The organism is Streptomyces sp. NPDC060049 (assembly GCF_042736715.1).
Lineage (GTDB): Bacteria > Actinomycetota > Actinomycetes > Streptomycetales > Streptomycetaceae > Streptomyces.
Map to the genome: position 1 here is coordinate 61,246 of NZ_JBHWVV010000015.1, position 16,076 is coordinate 77,321.

Sequence of the window (16,076 nt, forward strand, 5' to 3'; positions counted from 1 at the left end):
GACCGGTGTCACAACTCCCGCTAATCGCCTGCAAATCGGTGTCTGAATATCAGAGATCGAATTTGCGAACAGGCGATCTCTTGTTACCGTTCTTGTAGCCCGGTCGCTGGTGCATCCCCCGTCGCCAGCGACCGGGCCCTTGATTTCAGGCGGTGTTCAACCGTCACTCGGTACCGGTGAGTTGCTCCCGGACCGCAGCAGCAGGGTTCCTTCAGAATCCGGAACTGCAAATTCCGCCACGGCCGAGTAGTCGTCCTGCGTGCCCACCGATGGATCCCTCGGCGTCTCGCACAGACCCGGCTCGTCTCCCGCGCCGACAGTGCAGCGGATCTGCACCGTCCGTCCGGCCGGCCCCATCACCGTGAGCACCGCGTCGAGCGCACGGCCACTGGTGTTGCGGTAGTAGCTGCGCCCCCACGTCAGGCCCTCCCCGACCAGTACGCACGTCTGCGCCTCCACCCCTTGAGGGGAGGAGACTTCGGGCCCGCAGCGTGCGTCCGTGCGGGGCTGCTCGGACGGACCCGGGGCGGCCGGATTCCCGGCGGACGCCGGCGTACGCGACCGGCCGGAAGCGGAACTCGTTTCGGAATCACCGGAATCGGAAGTTCCGGAAGAAGATCGGCCGAGGCCGAAGGTGGAGAGCAGCCCGCCGCCCTTTCCGTCGCTCTGACCGGCGAAATCCGGCCCGGCGATCGCTCCTGCCAGCGGGAGCGACAAGATGATCAGCACACCGGCACCGATACCGATCAGGCGGAGATTCATTCGCCGAAGATAGCGACGCGGGAATGGGGCGCGGACTTCCCCGCGCCCAATTCCCCCGGAAACTCGTCCCGCTGGCACCCGTACGAGTGATCCGTGCGTACCGGAAGCCGGTACCCGAGGACCTACCCCGGGCCGGCGCCCTGAGGCCGGTACCCGAAAGTCAGTACGCGAGCCTGCTGCCGCCGCCCGGCGCCCCGGTGCTCGCCTCGACCAGCGCGTCCACGACCGCCTCCACCTCGGGCAGCCAGATCTCCCCGGCCGCCGCCGGCTCGCGCTCCCACCGCACGTGGCCGCCGCCGATCGCGGCGGAGGGCGGCAGCAGCAGGTAGCCGCCCTCGCCGTGGAAGCGCAGCGAGGAGGGCACGTGGTCCTTGGCGTAGAGGAGTTCGCCGAGCCGTTCCAGCGAGTACGGCGCCACCAGCAGCGACCACCGCGTGGACGTGGCGACCACCGGCCCGAGCCGCAGTCCCTGCGCGTCCAGTCGTACGAGGGCGCGCGCGGCCGCGGCGGCGGGCAGGCTCACCGCGCAGGGCGCGCTCCCGCCGGTGGCCAGCAGGACCGGTGCGGCGGGCCGGTTGGCCCACCACCAGGCCACCATCCGGGGGTCGGTGGTGGCCGCGAGCAGCCCCGGGTCGAAGGGATGCGCGCCGGGTACGACGCAGTCGGGGTCGGGGCAGGCGCACCGGGTGCTGTCGGCCTTGGAACGCCCGACAGCCGGCAGTACGGGCCACCGCCAGGTGGCGGCGCAGGTGAGCGCCGCGGCGAGCAGGGCCGAGCCGTCGTCCTGCGGTGGGGCGGGGCGCAGGGATCGCAAGCGATTGCGGAGCCGCTGGAGACGCCTTCCGAGGATCTCGCGCATGAGCGCTCGTTCCTTTCCGTTGAACGCCGAGGGCCACATCACACCACGTAGGCGGTGTCTCACCACACGTACACGTTTCGCGTCACTGTCCACAACAAGCAGGTTCACACGCTTCGTGCAGTTTTCTTACGGGTCCATGGAGCGTCCGGCGGGGGCGGAACGCGACGTGGATCGCGACCCCGGGCCGGGGCGGGAACGGCTGTCGTCGAAGGGGACGACTGGACGTGCCGGGCGGTTCCCGGCGGGTGACGGAGTGCGCCAACTGCCCCCGGTTGCCACCGATTACGTACCCGGACCGCCCGACGGACGCGCCCAGTCGACCGCAAAAACGGTGCGCTTCCCGCATTTTCCGGCCAAGTTCTAGCCTCGACCGGACAGTGAGTTGCCGTCCCACGGACACCAGGATTCCCACCTGGGCAATGCTGGACATCGCTCCTCGTGTGCGTGTAGATGTGGATTCATTGATGGCGGCGCAGCATGATCTGGGGGTTTGCGATGCTATATGGCGAATCGCACCAGCTGGAAAGGCGGACGCCATGAGCGCCCCGCATTTGCCGAAAGTGGCTGGAATCGATCCAGCAGTTACAGCGTCCCCGCACACTGTGGCGCCCCCACCGGCGCCCACGTCCCCGCTCACCCCCACCCCCGCGCGCACGGCCCACGCTCCGGCGCAGGCCCCCGCCGCGAGCTCTGTCATCCAGGACCGCCTGGCGGGCATGGTCTCCGACCTCACGACCCTCCACGAACTCACCGAGCGGCTCGCCCGCGCCACCGACCTCGCCTCCTCCCTCCAGGAGTTCCTGCGCGCCGGAGCGGCACTCGTCGGTGCCCGGCGCGGCCTGGTGGTCCTGGAGCCCTCCGACGGGCTCGGTCCCTCCACGACGATCGGCCTCGGCCTCGGCCACGCCGACCTCGGCCACATCGAGACGGTGCCGCGCAGCGCCACCTCCTACGGCCGCATCCTCGACGGCCTGCCCGACGCCCACGGCGGCTCCGACGTGCTCCCCGACCCGGGCACGTCCCCCGGTCCCGGTGGGTACGCCGCCCCCGTCGACCCCCGCCACCGCGAAGTCGCCGCCCGCCTCGGCTTCGCCGCCAGCTACGCGCTGCCGGTGACCGCCGAGGCCACCGGCCGGCTCGGCGCGGCCGTCTGGCTCTACGACGAACAGGCCGAGCCGAGCGAGCGCCAGCGCGACCTGGCCGGGCTGTACGTCCGGCACGCCGCCGAGCACCTGGCCCGCATGGTGGAGGTGGAACGCTCCCGCTCCGACCTGGCCACCGTCGCGGAGGAACTGCTGCCCAGCCGGCTCCCCCGCGTCTGCGGGGTCCAGCTCGCCGCCCGGCACCACACGGGTCCGCGCGGCGGAGGCGACTGGTACGACGCGCTGCCGCTGCCGGAGGGCGCCCTCGGGCTGGCCGTCGGCTCGGTCTCCGGCTCCGGCCCGAGCGCCGTCGCCGCCATGGGCCGGCTGCGGGCCTCGCTGCGCGCGTACGCCGTCATGGAGGGCGAGGACCCGGTCGCCGTCCTGTCCGACCTGGAGCTGCTGCTGCGCCTGACCGAGCCCGCGCGCTCGGCGACCGCGCTCTTCGCGTACTGCGAGCCCGCGGGAGGCTCCGACTCGGGCGGCCGGGGACGGAAGATCATCCTGGCCGGGGCGGGTCACACCCCGCCCCTGCTCATCGGCGAGCGCCGCACCGAGTACGTGGAGACCACGCTCTCCGCGCCGCTGGGAATGCTGTCCTGCTGGGAGGCGCCCAGCGTGGAGATCGAACCCGCACCCGGAGAAACGGTGCTGCTGTACACGGACGGACTGCTCCGGCGCACCGGCGACCCGATGGACCGGGCCTACGCGCGGCTGCACGCCGCGGCCGCGGGGATCCCCCGTAGCGCCCGCGAGGATCCCGCCGCCATCTGCGACCACATCCTGCGGACCGTGCTGCCCGAGGGCGACACGGCCGCCGCTGGATCACAGGGCGGCGCCGACGAGGACATCGTGCTGCTCGCGGCCCGGTTCGAGTGAGGAGCCCCGGACGGGCGGCCGGATGACAGGAGGACGACCCTGTGCGGGAGGGGTCGACTGACCCGGTTTGGCTGATTTGTCACACCCCCCGCCGGACCCCGTCCGCGCACACATACGATGGATGAGGTCCGTACCCGGTCCGTGTCCGTCGTACTGAGGAGAAGACGTGGCTGACGAGCTCACCCCGGAGACCCCGGAAGAAGAGCAGCCCAAGAAGAAGCACAAGCAGCGCAAGAACGGGCTGTACCCGGGCGTCAGCGAGGAACTCGCGCAGAGCATGCGCTCCGGCTGGGCCGACACCGAGCTGCGCGGACTGGAGCCGATCGCCCAGGCCGTGCACACCGCCGCCCGCCGCTCCGCGCTGTCCCTGCGCTTCCCCGGCGAGCGCCTCGTCATCCCGGCGGGCCGGCTGAAGACCCGCTCGAACGACACCGAGTACCCCTTCCGCGCCTCGACCGAGTACGCGTACCTCACCGGTGACCAGACCGAGAACGGCGTCCTGGTCATGGAGCCCGCGGGGGTGAGCGGCCACACCGCCACCGTCTACCTGCTCCCCCGCTCCGACCGTGAGAACGGCGAGTTCTGGCTCTCCGGCAGCGGCGAGCTGTGGGTCGGCCGCCGCCACTCCCTCACCGAGGCCGAGCAGCTCCTGGGCATCCCCGCCAAGGACGTCCGCAAGCTCCCCGAGGAGCTGGCCGAGGCCGAGGGCCCGGTTCGCGGCCTGCGCGGTCACGACTCGGTCATCGAGGCCGCCCTGACCGACAAGGTCACCAAGGAGCGCGACGAGGAACTGCGCGTCTACCTCTCCGAGGCCCGCGCCGTGAAGGACGCGTTCGAGATCGGCGAGCTGCAGAAGGCCGTCGACTCCACCGTCCGCGGCTTCGAGGACGTCGTGAAGGTGCTCGACAAGGCCGAGGCCACCTCCGAGCGCTACATCGAGGGCACCTTCTTCCTGCGCGCCCGCGTCGAGGGCAACGACGTCGGCTACGGCTCCATCTGCGCCGCCGGCCCGCACGCCTGCACCCTGCACTGGGTCCGCAACGACGGCGACGTCCGCTCCGGCGACCTGCTGCTGCTCGACGCCGGCGTGGAGACGCACTCCCTCTACACCGCCGACGTCACGCGCACGCTGCCGATCAACGGCACGTACACCGACATCCAGCGCAAGATCTACGACGCGGTGTACGCGTCCCAGGAAGCCGGCATCGCCGCCGTCAAGCCGGGGGCGAAGTTCCGCGACTTCCACGACGCCTCGCAGCACGTGCTCGCCGAGAAGCTCGTCGAGTGGGGCCTGCTGGAGGGCCCGGTCGAGCGCGTCCTGGAGCTCGGCCTGCAGCGCCGCTGGACCCTGCACGGCACCGGCCACATGCTCGGCATGGACGTCCACGACTGCGCCGCCGCGCGCACCGAGGCGTACGTGGACGGCACGCTGGAGCCGGGCATGTGCCTGACGGTCGAGCCCGGTCTGTACTTCCAGGCCGACGACCTGACCGTGCCCGAGGAGTACCGCGGCATCGGCGTCCGGATCGAGGACGACATCCTCGTCACCGAGGACGGCAACCGGAACATGTCGGACGGTCTGCCCCGCACGTCCGGCGACGTCGAGGCGTGGATGGCCCGACTCAAGGGCTGATACGTCCGCTGATCGCCAACGTGCCGATGGGCGGGACCCCGTACCGGGTCCCGCCCATCGCCGTGTCTACGACACCTTCAGCAGCGAGTCGTCACGCCACTTCAGCATCTTGTCGAAGCTCACCACGGCCCCCCGGCCCGGCCGGTTGCGGAAGCGGACGTGGTCGGCGAGTTCAGCGATCAGGTGCATGCCCCGGCCGTGCTCGGCCAGGGAGGGTCTGCGGCGGTCCACCGTCGCGGGCGGGAAACCGGGACCCGAGTCGCTCACCTCGATGCGGCAGCGGTCCCCGTCCAAGTAGGCCGTGACGTGGTACGCCCCGGTCTCGTCCGGGGCGCCCGCACGCGCGGCGGCTTCGCGGCCACCGTGCTCCACGGCGTTCGCGCAGGCCTCGCTCAATGCCACCGACAGGTCGAAGGAGATGTCCGGGTCGACTCCCGCGGTCTCCATCGTCCCCAGCAGCAGCCGCCTGGCGAGGGGCACACTCGCTGCTTCGCGCCTCAAGTGGAGAGACCACCAGATGCTCATACCGTTACCTATTGCCGCCCTGGGCACCGGGTAAGCCCCCGAGGCGGTACAGAGCCCCCGTTCGGCCGATGCGGCGCTCCCGGGCGGCGGTGTATGCGGCGATATGGGCGACGGTGGGCGGGGCCGTACGGGCTCCGGCACGACCGACGCCCGAGGGAACGCGGGTCTCCGGACGCGCCGTCCGTGCGCGGGAACGCAAAGTATCCGGCGCACCTGCCGTATGAGGCGGCCGGGGCCAGTGCGATGATGACCCGGCCATGACTGCCCCCCACGCGACACAGGCCGGACCCGGCCTGAGGCTGATCCGGGCCGCGGTGTTCACCGCGGTCTGTGTCGTGCTGTCCGCGGCCGGGCACGCACTGGCCTCCTGCGCGGCGGTCCCCTGGTGGTCGCTCTGCGCGGGCTTCCTCGCCGTCTTCGCGGTCGCGGCCCCGCTCGCGGGCCGCCGCCGCTCACTCCCCGGCATCGCCGCCGGGCTGGTGGCCGGACAGCTCACGCTGCACACGGTGTTCGGCCTCGGCCAGCACGCCGCCGCCACCCCGGCGGGCGCCGCCGGCACCGAGGACACCTCGCTCGCGGACCTCGCGGCCCAGCTGGTGTGCGGGGGCAACACCGTCCCGCTCGCCCCGGCGGAAGCCCGCCGGATCCTGGAGAGCGCCGGCCTGGACCCGACCGCCCTGGCCGCGCAGGCCGAGGCCCAGAACGGCCTCGCGCACGCCCACATGGGCCAGGGCCTCGTCGAACCGGCAACCGGCCTGGTGGGGTTGTTCAGCCCGGCCATGCTGCTCGGCCACCTGCTGGCGGCGCTCGCCGCCGGCTGGCTGCTCGGGCGCGGCGACGCCGCGCTGTTCCGCCTCCTCGAACTGTCCAGGCTCTCCGCCGAAGCCGGCCCGGTGCGCCCGCTGCGTGCCGCGCTGGCCTACGTACGGGCCCTCGGCGCCGGGCTCCATGACACGCCGGCCCGTACGCGCCGGGCCGCGCGGGCCGCCGCCGGACCCGCCGCCTCCACCGGCCGGGACTCGCTCCAGCACACGGTGATCAGGCGCGGGCCGCCCTCGGTGCTCGCCCTCGCAGCCTGACGCGGCACCCCCTCCCCGGGACACACGACGGGAGCACCGGTGCCGCGGACCTCCGCGCGCGCCGCACGCGGAGCCACCGTCACCACCGCTTCCGTGGAGTGTTCCTGCCATGAAGACCTCTCGCGTCTCCTTCGCCGCCGCCCTCGCCGCCGGCTCCGTCCTCGTCCTCTCCGGCACCGCCTTCGCCCACGTCGGCGTACAGCCCGGCGAGGCCACCAAGGGCGGCTACGCGACGATCAACTTCAAGGTCCCCAACGAGCGCGACGCCGCCTCGACCACTCAGCTCGAGGTCAACTTCCCGGTCGACCAGCCGCTGTCCTCCGTCATGCCGCAGGACGTTCCCGGCTGGACCGTGAACGTGGAGAAGAGCAAGCTCGACAAGCCGCTCACCGTGCACGGCAAGCAGATCAACGAGGCCGTCACCAAGGTGACCTGGTCCGGCGGCAAGATCGAGCCCGGCAAGTTCCAGCAGTTCCCGCTGTCCGTCGGCAAGCTGCCCGACAGCGTCGACAAGATGGTCTTCAAGGCGATCCAGACGTACGACAACGGCGAGGTCGTCCGCTGGATCGAAGAGCCCAAGGACGGCGCCGCGGAACCGCAGAACCCCGCGCCCGTCCTGAAGCTGATCGCCGCCCCCGCCGCGGCCGACCACCACGACGACGCCAAGGCGGACGGCGCGAAGAACGCCGGCGCCGGCCACGAGGACACTCACGTTGAGGCCGCCAAGAGCAGCTCCGACACGACCGCGCGAGCCCTCGGCGTCGCCGGCATCGTCGTCGGCCTCGGCGGCGTGGCCTTCGGCGTCGCCTCGCGCCGCCGCACCTCCTGACCTGCCGATCCCGCACTCCCGGCCGGCCACGACGGCCGTCCGGCGCGCGGATCCACCCGTACCGACCCGATCTCAGGGACATTCCCATGCGCACCACACGTGTGACGGTCGCCGCCCTCGTGGCGGCGGCCGCCCTCACCCTCACCGCCTGCGGCGGTGAGCCGGCCAAGACCGGCCAGGTCACCCAGATCAGCGGAGGCCAGGCGAAGGCCGGCTCCGCGACCGTGCTCGAGCGGCCCTTCGGCAAGCCGGACCTCGTCCTCACGGACACCACCGGCAAACCGTGGAACCTGCGCGAGCAGACCAAGGGCAAGCCCACGCTCATCTACTTCGGCTACACCCACTGCCCCGACGTGTGCCCCCTGACGATGAGCAACATCGCCGTCGCCAAGAAGGCGCTTCCCCCGGCCGACCAGGACAAGCTGCAGGTCGTCTTCGTCACCACCGACCCCGAGCGGGACACTCCCGAATCCCTCGGCGCGTGGCTCAAGGGCCTGGACCCGGCGTTCACCGGGCTGACCGGGGACTTCGCCACCATCCAGGCCGCCGCGCGCGCCCTCGGCATCGGCATCGAGGCCGCCGCGCCGGGGCCCGACGGCAAGGTCGTCTCCATGCACGGCGCGCAGGTCATCGCGTTCTCGCCCAAGACCGACGACGGGTACCTCCTCTACGGGGAGAGCGCCACCGTCGACGACTACACCCGGGACCTTCCGAAGATCCTCAAGGGAGAGAACCCGTGAACGCCCGCACCACCCGCACCCTCGCCGCCGCCCTCTCCCTGACGGCCGCGCTCGCCATATCCGGCTGCTCCTCGGACGGCGGCGAGTCCCCGGCCCGTGCCGGCGACAAGCCGAAACTGACGGTCAGCGGCGGCTACATGCCCGAGCCCGTCAACGCCGAGATGGCCGGCGCGTTCATGGTCATCAAGAACGACTCGAAGACGGCCGACAGGCTGACCGGGGTCACGAGCCCGCTCTCCGACGACCTGCAGATCCACGAGACCAAGGATCAGAAGATGCAGCAGGTGCAGTCCATGGACGTGCCCGCGAACGGGAAGCTCGCACTGGAACGCGGCGGCAACCACGTCATGTTCATGGGGCTCAAGAACACCCCCAAGGTCGGCGACAAGGTCACCGTCGAGCTGCGCTTCGAGAAGTCCGGCCCGGTCCGGGTCGAACTGGACGTCAAGGAGCGGACGTACAACGCACGGACCGCGACACCCACCGATGGCACCGCCCACTGACGGACCGAGGGACTGACACGCCATGACGGCCACCGCCCCGACCCCATCCACGGCCCGCGTGCGTGCCACGGCACTCCTGCCGCGGCTCACGCTGGTCCTCGCAGCCCTGCTGGCAGCCTTCTTCACCGCGGCCGCCCCGGCCTCGGCGCACGCCGCACTCACCGCGAGCGACCCCAAGGACGGGGCGGTGGTCGCCACGGCGCCCGCCCAGATCACCCTCTCGTTCTCGGAGGGGGTCGCCATGAACGGCGACTCCATCCGCGTCCTGGACCCGCAGGGCAAGCGCGTCGACACCGGTGAACTGCGCGACCTCTGCAGCGGCAACACCATCCGCTACGGAACCGCCCTGCGCCCCGGCCTGCCGGACGGCACCTACACCGTCGCCTGGCAGGCCATATCCGCCGACAGCCACCCGATCGCCGGCGCCTTCACCTTCTCCATCGGAGCCCCCTCCACCACGACCGTCTCCCTGCCCTCGCGGGCCGCGGGCGAGGGGCCCGTCGCCCTCGCCTACGGAGTCGCGCGCTACGCCGCCTACGCCGGCTTCGCCGTGCTCGTCGGCGCGGCCGCCTTCGTCCTCCTGTGCTGGCGGCGGGGCGCCGCCGAGCGGCCGATGCAGAAGCTGGTCGTCCGGGCCTGGGTCACGCTCACCGTGGCCACCCTCGCGATGCTGATGCTCCGCAACCCGTACACGGGGTCCGGGAACTTCGCCGACGCCTTCGACCTCGCCGGGTTGAGGGCCGTACTGGAGACCAAGTCCGGGGCCTCGCTCGTCTCACGGCTGCTCCTGCTGGGCGCCGCCGCGCTCTTCATCACCGTCCTGTTCGGCGCTTACGCGCGGCGCTACCAGCGCGGCGGCGGGGGCGGGGGCGAGGAGGCCGGCGCGCCGTCCACCGACGCCGCGGACCGCGGCTCCGAGGACGAGGACGCCAAGTCCGAGAGCGATCTCGTCTTCGGCCTCGGCATCGGCGGGGCCGTCGTCGCCGCCGGCATCGCCGCCACGTGGGCGCTGTCCGAGCACGCCTCCACGGGCATCCAGCCCGCCCTCGCCATGCCCCTCGACATCCTGCACCTGCTGGCCGTCGCCACCTGGCTCGGCGGGCTCACCGCCCTGCTCGTCGCCCTCCACAAGGTCCCGGGGATCGAGCGCGAGGCCGTCCGGCGGTTCTCCGCCGTCGCCTTCACCAGCGTTCTCGTACTGGCCGCCACCGGCGCCTACCAGTCCTGGCGCCAGGTCGGCAGCTGGTCGGCCCTGACCGGCACGGATTACGGCCGGCTGCTGCTCGTCAAGATCGGCCTCGTCCTCGTACTCGTCGCCATCGCCTACGTCTCCCGGAAGTGGACCTCACGGCTCGCCGGGGCGGCCGGCCGGGCGCAGGGCGAGGAAACGCAGGGCGAGGAGGCGGAGGGCGAGGAGGCGGAGGTCTTGGCCGAGACGGTCGGGGCGAAGACGGGTGTGGCCGAGACGGCCGGGGCCGAGACCGCCGTAGGCGAGACCGTCGGGGCCGAGACCGTCGGGGCCGAGGCCGTCGGGGCCGAGGCCGTCGTAGCCGCCGCGTCGAGCGATGTTTCACGTGAAACATCGGAGGCCCCCAAGGACCCCCGGCGCGCCGCCCAGCTCGCCCGCCAGAGCGCCGCCCGGCGCAGCGCGCGGGAGAAGCGGGCGCGCGACGCCGACCCGGACCGCGCGGGCCTGCGCCGGTCGGTGCTCGCCGAGGCGGGTGTCGCCGTGGTCCTGCTGGCGGTCACCACGATCCTCACGAGCACGGAGCCCGGTCGGGCGGCCGAGCTGGAAACGAGCGGCGGGGCAAGCGCCAGCGCCGTTCCGGACCGCGCGGTCAAGATCACCCTGCCCTTCGACACCGGTGGCCAGAACGGCAAGGGGTCCGTCCGGCTCCAGTTGGACCCGGGCCGCGTCGGGGCGAACAGCCTCCACGTATGGGCCGAGACCCCCGACGGCAAGCCGCTCGACCTTCCCGAGGTCAAGGTGTCCTTCACCCTTGCGGCCAAGGACATCGGGCCGCTGCCGGTCGAACCCGAGCTCCTCGCCCCCGGGCACTGGAGCGCGTCGGGCGTCCAGCTCCCGCTCACCGGCGACTGGCGGATCGACATCACCGTCCGCACCTCCGACATCGACCAGACGACCGTCCAGAAGAACATCAAGATCGGCTGACCAGCGTGACCCAGAACAGCAGCGAGACCACGGCGCGCGCCCAGGGCAGCCCCGACGTCGAGATCTCCCGGCGCCGCCTGCTGGGCACCGTCGGCGCCGCGGGCGCCGCCGGGCTCGCCCTCGGCGCCACCGGCGGGGCCCTCGTGCACGCGGCGGCGACCGGCTCGCAAACGGCGTGCGCCGGCGGCTCCGCGGGCACCCTGGCGTCGATCGGCTCCACACGGATCACCTTCGAGGGGGCTCACCAGGCCGGCATCACCACGCCGCTCCAGGCCAAGGGCCACGTCCTCGCCTTCGACCTGGCGCCCGGTGCCGGCCGGACCGAAGCCGCCGCCCTGATGCGGCGCTGGTCCGACACCGCCCGGCGGCTGACGGCGGGCGAGAGCGCGCCGGTCGCCGACAGCGGGATCGCCCTCGACTCCGGCCCCTCCTCCCTCACCGTCACCTTCGGCTTCGGGCACTCCTTCTTCGAGCGCACGGGCCTGACGGCCCGCCGCCCCGCCGCCCTCGAACCGCTGCCGGACTTCTCCTCCGACCGGCTCGACGCGCAGCGCAGCAACGGCGACCTGTGGGTCCAGATCGGCGCCGACGACGCGCTGGTCGCCTTCCACGCGCTGCGCGCCCTGCAGAAGGACGCCGGGCAGGCGGCCCGTCTCCGCTGGCAGATGGACGGCTTCAACCGGTCTCCCGGGGCCACCGCCACTCCCATGACCGCCCGCAACCTCATGGGCCAGGTCGACGGCACCAACAACCCGAAGCCCTCAGAGGCCGACTTCGACGAACGGATCTTCGTCCTGGGCACGGGGCCGGCCGAGCACGCCTGGATGGCCGGGGGTTCGTACGCGGTCGTACGCCGCATCCGCATGCTCCTCGACTCCTGGGACCAGCAGTCGCTCGCCCAGCAGGAGCAGGTCATCGGCCGCACGAAGGCCACCGGTGCCCCGCTGACCGGCGGCGGCGAGACCACCGCCATGGACCTCAACAAGATCGGCGCCGACGGCAGGGCGGTCATCCCCGCCAACGCCCACGCCCGGATCTCCGCGCCGGCGCAGAACGGCGGGGCGGCCATGCTCCGGCGCCCCTTCTCCTTCCACGACGGGACCGCCCCCGACGGGACCCCCGACGCCGGACTGCTCTTCATCTGCTGGCAGGCCGATCCGGCGCGCGGTTTCGTCCCCGTCCAGCGCAAGCTCGACCGCGGCGACGCACTGTCGGAATTCATCCGGCACGAGTCCAGCGGCCTGTACGCGGTGCCGCCCGGCGCACGCGCCGGGGAGTACGTGGGGCAGCGGCTGCTCGAGGGATGAACAGCTCAGGTGGCGTCCGGGTCCCGGCACTAGGCTGATCGCATGTCGGCCACCCGCTTCACCTATCTCGGTCCCGAGGGCACTTTCACCGAAGCCGCCCTTCGCACACTGCCCGAAGCCGCGACCCGGGAACTCGTCCCGATGGTCTCGGTCCCCGCCGCCCTGGACGCCGTGCGCAACGGCGAGGCCGCCGCGGCGCTGGTTCCGATCGAGAACTCGGTGGAGGGCGGGGTCACCTCGACCCTGGACGAGCTGGCCTCGGGCGTACCGCTGATGATCTACCGCGAGGTGCTGCTCCCGATCGCCTTCGCGCTGCTGGTCCGGCCCGGGACGAGCCTGTCGGACGTCAAGACCGTTACCGGGCACCCGGTCGCGCAGCCGCAGGTGCGCAACTGGCTGCGGGCGAACCTGCCGGACGCGCTGTGGGAGTCGGCCGCCTCCAACGCCGACGGGGCCCGCCTCGTGCAGGAGGGCCGCTTCGACGCCGCCTTCGCGGGCGAGTTCGCGGCGGCCACCTACGGGCTGGTGCCGCTGGTCACCGAGATCCACGACGCGCAGAACGCGGAGACGCGCTTCGTGCTCGTCGGCCGCCCCGCCCGGCCGGCCGCGCCGACCGGCGCAGACAAGACCTCGGTGGTGCTGTGGCTCGGCGACGACCGCCCCGGTGCGCTGCTGGAGCTCCTCCAGGAGTTCGCCGTCCGCGGCGTGAACCTGATGCTGATCCAGTCCCGGCCGACGGGTGAGGGGATCGGCAACTACTGCTTCGCCGTGGACGCCGAGGGGCACATCTCAGACCGCCGCGTCGGCGAGGCGCTCATGGGCCTCAAGCGGACCTGCCCCCAGATCCGCTTCCTCGGCTCCTACCCGCGCGCCGGTGTCGCTCAGGGTGACGTCCAGGGGGCGCGGCCCGGGACCTCGGACGGCGATTTCACGGCGGCCTCGGACTGGCTGACGCGTTGCCTCGACGGGCGCCCGTAGCGATCCGTCCACTGTCCACAGAGTTATCCACAGGCACAGAGGTGAACCTGGGGACAAGTCGACAGAGCGGCGCGACAAGGTCGACAAATCGGTCGGGTGGCTCAGGTTTCGCGCTGGGGAGCGAGAGGTGAACGGCGTCACCTCCGCATCGACGATCAACTCTTTGGGGCGAGTCATTCCCACCCGAATGAGCGTGTGAGGGCGGTTTGAACCCTGATTGAACCTGCCCGCTCCGCCGCTCGGATTGATCTATTCCTGTGTCCACAGATGCGGCGCACAGCCTGTGGATAAGCCGCTCCAAAGGGGAATCCCTGTGGACAAGGATCTCGCTGCGGCCCTGCTCAGGGGGTTCCCCGGTGAGCGCCGCGGGTCCCCTTTCGGGGAATGCCGGTGCTTTTGTCGACTTCGGAGGAAGGGCCACTTCCGGTCACCCCGTAGAAGTTTTCCATTCGCCGCAATTGGGGCAAAGTGCCACGCAGCGTGATATCGGTGCGCTCCCAGGAAGCCCGGCCCGGTAGCCTGGAGGGGTGATTGACCTCCGGCTGCTCCGTGAAGACCCTGACCGTGTCCGCGCCTCGCAGCGCGCCCGTGGAGAGGACGTCGCCCTCGTCGACGCCCTGCTCTCCGCCGACGAGCGCCGCAGGTCCTCCGGCATGCGATTCGACGAACTCCGCAACGAGCAGAAGTCGCTCGGCAAGCTCATCCCCAAGGCCTCTCCGGAGGAGCGGGCCGAGCTGCTGAAGAGGGCCGACCAGCTCAAGCAGGACGTCAAGGCGGCCGAGGCCGAGCAGAACGAGGCGGACGAAGCCGCCAAGCAGCTGCTCCTGCGGCTCGGCAACATCGTCCACACCGACGTGCCCGTCGGCGGCGAGGAGGACTTCACCGTCCTCGAGACGCACGGCACCGTCCGCGACTTCGCCGCCGAGGGCTTCGAGCCCAAGGACCACCTGGAGCTCGGCGAGTCCCTCGGTGCCATCGACGTCGAGCGCGGCGCCAAGGTGTCCGGCTCGCGCTTCTACTACCTCACCGGTGTCGGCGCCCTGCTGGAGCTCGCGCTCGTCAACGCGGCCATCGCCCAGGCCACCGAGGCCGGCTTCATCCCGATGCTCACCCCGGCGCTGGTCCGTCCGCGCGCCATGGAGGGCACCGGCTTCCTCGGCCAGGCCGCGGAGAACGTGTACCACCTGGAGAAGGACGACTTCTACCTGGTCGGCACCTCCGAGGTACCGCTCGCCGCGTACCACATGGACGAGATCATCGACGCGGACAAGCTGCCGCTGCGGTACGCCGGCTTCTCCCCGTGCTTCCGCCGCGAGGCCGGCACGTACGGCAAGGACACCCGCGGCATCTTCCGCGTCCACCAGTTCGACAAGGTCGAGATGTTCTCGTACGTCGCGCCGGAGGAGGCCGAGGCCGAGCACCAGCGGCTCCTGGAATGGGAGAAGCAGTGGCTGACCAGCCTGGAGCTGCCGTTCCAGGTGATCGACGTCGCCACCGGTGACCTGGGCTCCTCCGCCTCCCGCAAGTTCGACTGCGAGGCGTGGATCCCCACCCAGGGCAAGTACCGCGAGCTGACCTCCGCCTCGAACTGTGACGGCTTCCAGGCCCGTCGCCTGTCGATCCGCTACCGCGACGGCAAGAAGACCGCGCCGCTGTCCACGCTGAACGGCACGCTGTGCGCCGTCCCGCGCACGATCGTCGCGATCCTGGAGAACCACCAGCAGGCCGACGGTACGGTCCGCGTCCCCCCGGTACTCCGTCCCTACCTGGGCGGCCGCGAATTCCTGGAGCCGATCACCAAGTGAGCCCGGCCCCGTTCCCGTACAAGCTCGTCGCGACCGACCTCGACGGCACGCTGCTGCGCAGCGACGACACCGTCTCGGACCGCACCCGTGAGGCGCTCGTCGCGGCCACCGAGGCGGGCGCGGCGCACATCGTCGTCACCGGCCGTGCCGTGCCCTGGACCCGGCACGTCCTCGACGACCTCGGCTACAAGGGCATCGCGGTCTGCGGCCAGGGCGCGCAGGTCTACGACGCGGGCGCGCACCGGCTCCTGACCTCGGTGACCCTCGACCGGAAGCTGGCCGCGCTGGCACTGGAGAAGATCGAGGCCGAGGTGGGTCCGCTGGCGCTGGCCGCCAGCCGTGACGGCGTCGACGGCGAGGTGCTGTTCGGCCCGGGCTACCAGGTACAGGAGGGCCTTCCGGCGCTCTACCTGGAGGACACCGCCGACGTCTGGACGGCTCCGCTGAACAAGCTGTACATACAGCACCCGGAGTTGGACGAGGACGCCCTCGTCGAGGTGGCCCGGCAGATCGTGGGCAACCTGGTCGGCGTCGTCATGGCCGGTCCGGGCGTCGTGGAGATACTGCCGCTGGGGCTGAGCAAGGCCACCGGCCTCTCGCTGGCCGCGCGCCGGCTGGGCGTGAAGGCCGCCGACACGATCGCCTTCGGCGACATGCCCAACGACATCCCGATGTTCGGCTGGTCCGCGCACGGAGTGGCGATGGCCAACGCCCACGCGGAACTCAAGGCGGTGGCGGACGAGGTCACGGCCTCCAACGACGAGGACGGCATCGCGGTGGTGCTGGAACGCCTGCTGGGCGCCGCGTAACCAACGAAGGCACGCAGGAAGGGTCCGGAACAGCCCGCGCCGCGAGGCGCGCT

The 16,076-nt window shown here is 71.9% G+C and carries 14 protein-coding genes; 11 read left to right on the forward strand and 3 right to left on the reverse strand.

Annotated elements, in window-relative coordinates; all coding sequences use genetic code 11:
- Nucleotides 1-156 precede the first annotated feature (156 nt).
- Entirely contained in the window at nt 157-762 is a 606-nt protein-coding gene (locus ACFWBY_RS26275) for a hypothetical protein (protein WP_385333288.1), read from the reverse strand.
- A 160-nt stretch (nt 763-922) separates the two neighbouring features.
- Complete coding sequence (locus ACFWBY_RS26280; RefSeq protein WP_385333291.1) at nt 923-1,621, reverse strand: bifunctional DNA primase/polymerase; 699 nt, start codon at nt 1,619-1,621, stop codon at nt 923-925.
- 419 nt (nt 1,622-2,040) lie between these two features.
- Between ACFWBY_RS26280 and ACFWBY_RS26285 the strand changes: the two genes are divergently transcribed.
- Both ACFWBY_RS26285 and ACFWBY_RS26290 read left to right on the forward strand, forming a co-directional pair.
- Nucleotides 2,041-3,642, forward strand: a complete 1,602-nt coding sequence (locus ACFWBY_RS26285) for a PP2C family protein-serine/threonine phosphatase (RefSeq protein ID WP_385333294.1) — start codon at nt 2,041-2,043, stop codon at nt 3,640-3,642.
- Nucleotides 3,643-3,808: 166 nt separating this feature from the next.
- Entirely contained in the window at nt 3,809-5,275 is a 1,467-nt protein-coding gene (locus tag ACFWBY_RS26290; protein ID WP_385333297.1) for an aminopeptidase P family protein, read from the forward strand.
- Between the two features lie 66 nt (nt 5,276-5,341).
- Here the strand turns inward: ACFWBY_RS26290 and ACFWBY_RS26295 are convergent, their stop codons facing one another.
- A complete protein-coding gene (locus ACFWBY_RS26295) occupies nt 5,342-5,800 on the reverse strand; it encodes an ATP-binding protein (protein ID WP_385333300.1) in 459 nt (152 codons plus the stop codon).
- A gap of 257 nt (nt 5,801-6,057) precedes the next feature.
- Between ACFWBY_RS26295 and ACFWBY_RS26300 the strand changes: the two genes are divergently transcribed.
- The 9 genes from ACFWBY_RS26300 to ACFWBY_RS26340 all read left to right on the forward strand — a co-directional run bounded on the left by ACFWBY_RS26300 (nt 6,058) and on the right by ACFWBY_RS26340 (nt 16,023).
- Entirely contained in the window at nt 6,058-6,879 is an 822-nt protein-coding gene (locus ACFWBY_RS26300; RefSeq protein ID WP_385333303.1) for a hypothetical protein, read from the forward strand.
- 109 nt (nt 6,880-6,988) lie between these two features.
- On the forward strand, nt 6,989-7,708 hold the full coding sequence (locus ACFWBY_RS26305) for a YcnI family protein (RefSeq protein ID WP_385333305.1): 720 nt from the start codon (nt 6,989-6,991) through the stop codon (nt 7,706-7,708).
- A gap of 86 nt (nt 7,709-7,794) precedes the next feature.
- A complete protein-coding gene (locus ACFWBY_RS26310) occupies nt 7,795-8,448 on the forward strand; it encodes an SCO family protein (RefSeq protein ID WP_385333308.1) in 654 nt (217 codons plus the stop codon).
- Entirely contained in the window at nt 8,445-8,951 is a 507-nt protein-coding gene (locus ACFWBY_RS26315) for a copper chaperone PCu(A)C (protein ID WP_385333310.1), read from the forward strand. Before ACFWBY_RS26310 ends, ACFWBY_RS26315 begins: the two co-directional genes overlap by 4 nt.
- 22 nt (nt 8,952-8,973) lie before the next feature.
- A complete protein-coding gene (locus ACFWBY_RS26320; RefSeq protein WP_385333314.1) occupies nt 8,974-11,124 on the forward strand; it encodes a copper resistance protein CopC in 2,151 nt (716 codons plus the stop codon).
- A gap of 5 nt (nt 11,125-11,129) precedes the next feature.
- The gene (gene efeB, locus ACFWBY_RS26325; protein WP_385333317.1) at nt 11,130-12,431 is read left to right on the forward strand and encodes an iron uptake transporter deferrochelatase/peroxidase subunit; all 1,302 of its coding nucleotides are present in this window, start codon (nt 11,130-11,132) and stop codon (nt 12,429-12,431) included.
- Between the two features lie 42 nt (nt 12,432-12,473).
- Nucleotides 12,474-13,409 carry a prephenate dehydratase gene (gene pheA / locus ACFWBY_RS26330; protein WP_385333320.1) on the forward strand — a complete coding sequence of 312 codons (936 nt, stop codon included), beginning with the start codon at nt 12,474-12,476 and terminating at the stop codon, nt 13,407-13,409.
- A gap of 527 nt (nt 13,410-13,936) precedes the next feature.
- Entirely contained in the window at nt 13,937-15,214 is a 1,278-nt protein-coding gene (gene serS, locus ACFWBY_RS26335) for a serine--tRNA ligase (RefSeq protein ID WP_385333323.1), read from the forward strand.
- Nucleotides 15,211-16,023 (forward strand): HAD family hydrolase, encoded by an 813-nt coding sequence (locus tag ACFWBY_RS26340; RefSeq protein ID WP_385333326.1) that lies wholly within the window; start codon nt 15,211-15,213, stop codon nt 16,021-16,023. Before serS ends, ACFWBY_RS26340 begins: the two co-directional genes overlap by 4 nt.
- Nucleotides 16,024-16,076: the final 53 nt, after the last annotated feature.

Bases quoted from the DNA above. Each gene is read 5' to 3' on its own strand.
- ACFWBY_RS26275 (WP_385333288.1), bottom strand. From the start codon at position 762: ATGAATCTCCGCCTGATCGGTATCGGTGCCGGTGTGCTGATCATCTTG.
- ACFWBY_RS26280 (WP_385333291.1), bottom strand. From the start codon at position 1,621: ATGCGCGAGATCCTCGGAAGGCGTCTCCAGCGGCTCCGCAATCGCTTG.
- ACFWBY_RS26285 (WP_385333294.1), top strand. From the start codon at position 2,041: ATGCTGGACATCGCTCCTCGTGTGCGTGTAGATGTGGATTCATTGATG.
- ACFWBY_RS26295 (WP_385333300.1), bottom strand. From the start codon at position 5,800: ATGAGCATCTGGTGGTCTCTCCACTTGAGGCGCGAAGCAGCGAGTGTG.
- ACFWBY_RS26300 (WP_385333303.1), top strand. From the start codon at position 6,058: ATGACTGCCCCCCACGCGACACAGGCCGGACCCGGCCTGAGGCTGATC.
- ACFWBY_RS26305 (WP_385333305.1), top strand. From the start codon at position 6,989: ATGAAGACCTCTCGCGTCTCCTTCGCCGCCGCCCTCGCCGCCGGCTCC.
- ACFWBY_RS26310 (WP_385333308.1), top strand. From the start codon at position 7,795: ATGCGCACCACACGTGTGACGGTCGCCGCCCTCGTGGCGGCGGCCGCC.
- ACFWBY_RS26320 (WP_385333314.1), top strand. From the start codon at position 8,974: ATGACGGCCACCGCCCCGACCCCATCCACGGCCCGCGTGCGTGCCACG.
- pheA (WP_385333320.1), top strand. From the start codon at position 12,474: ATGTCGGCCACCCGCTTCACCTATCTCGGTCCCGAGGGCACTTTCACC.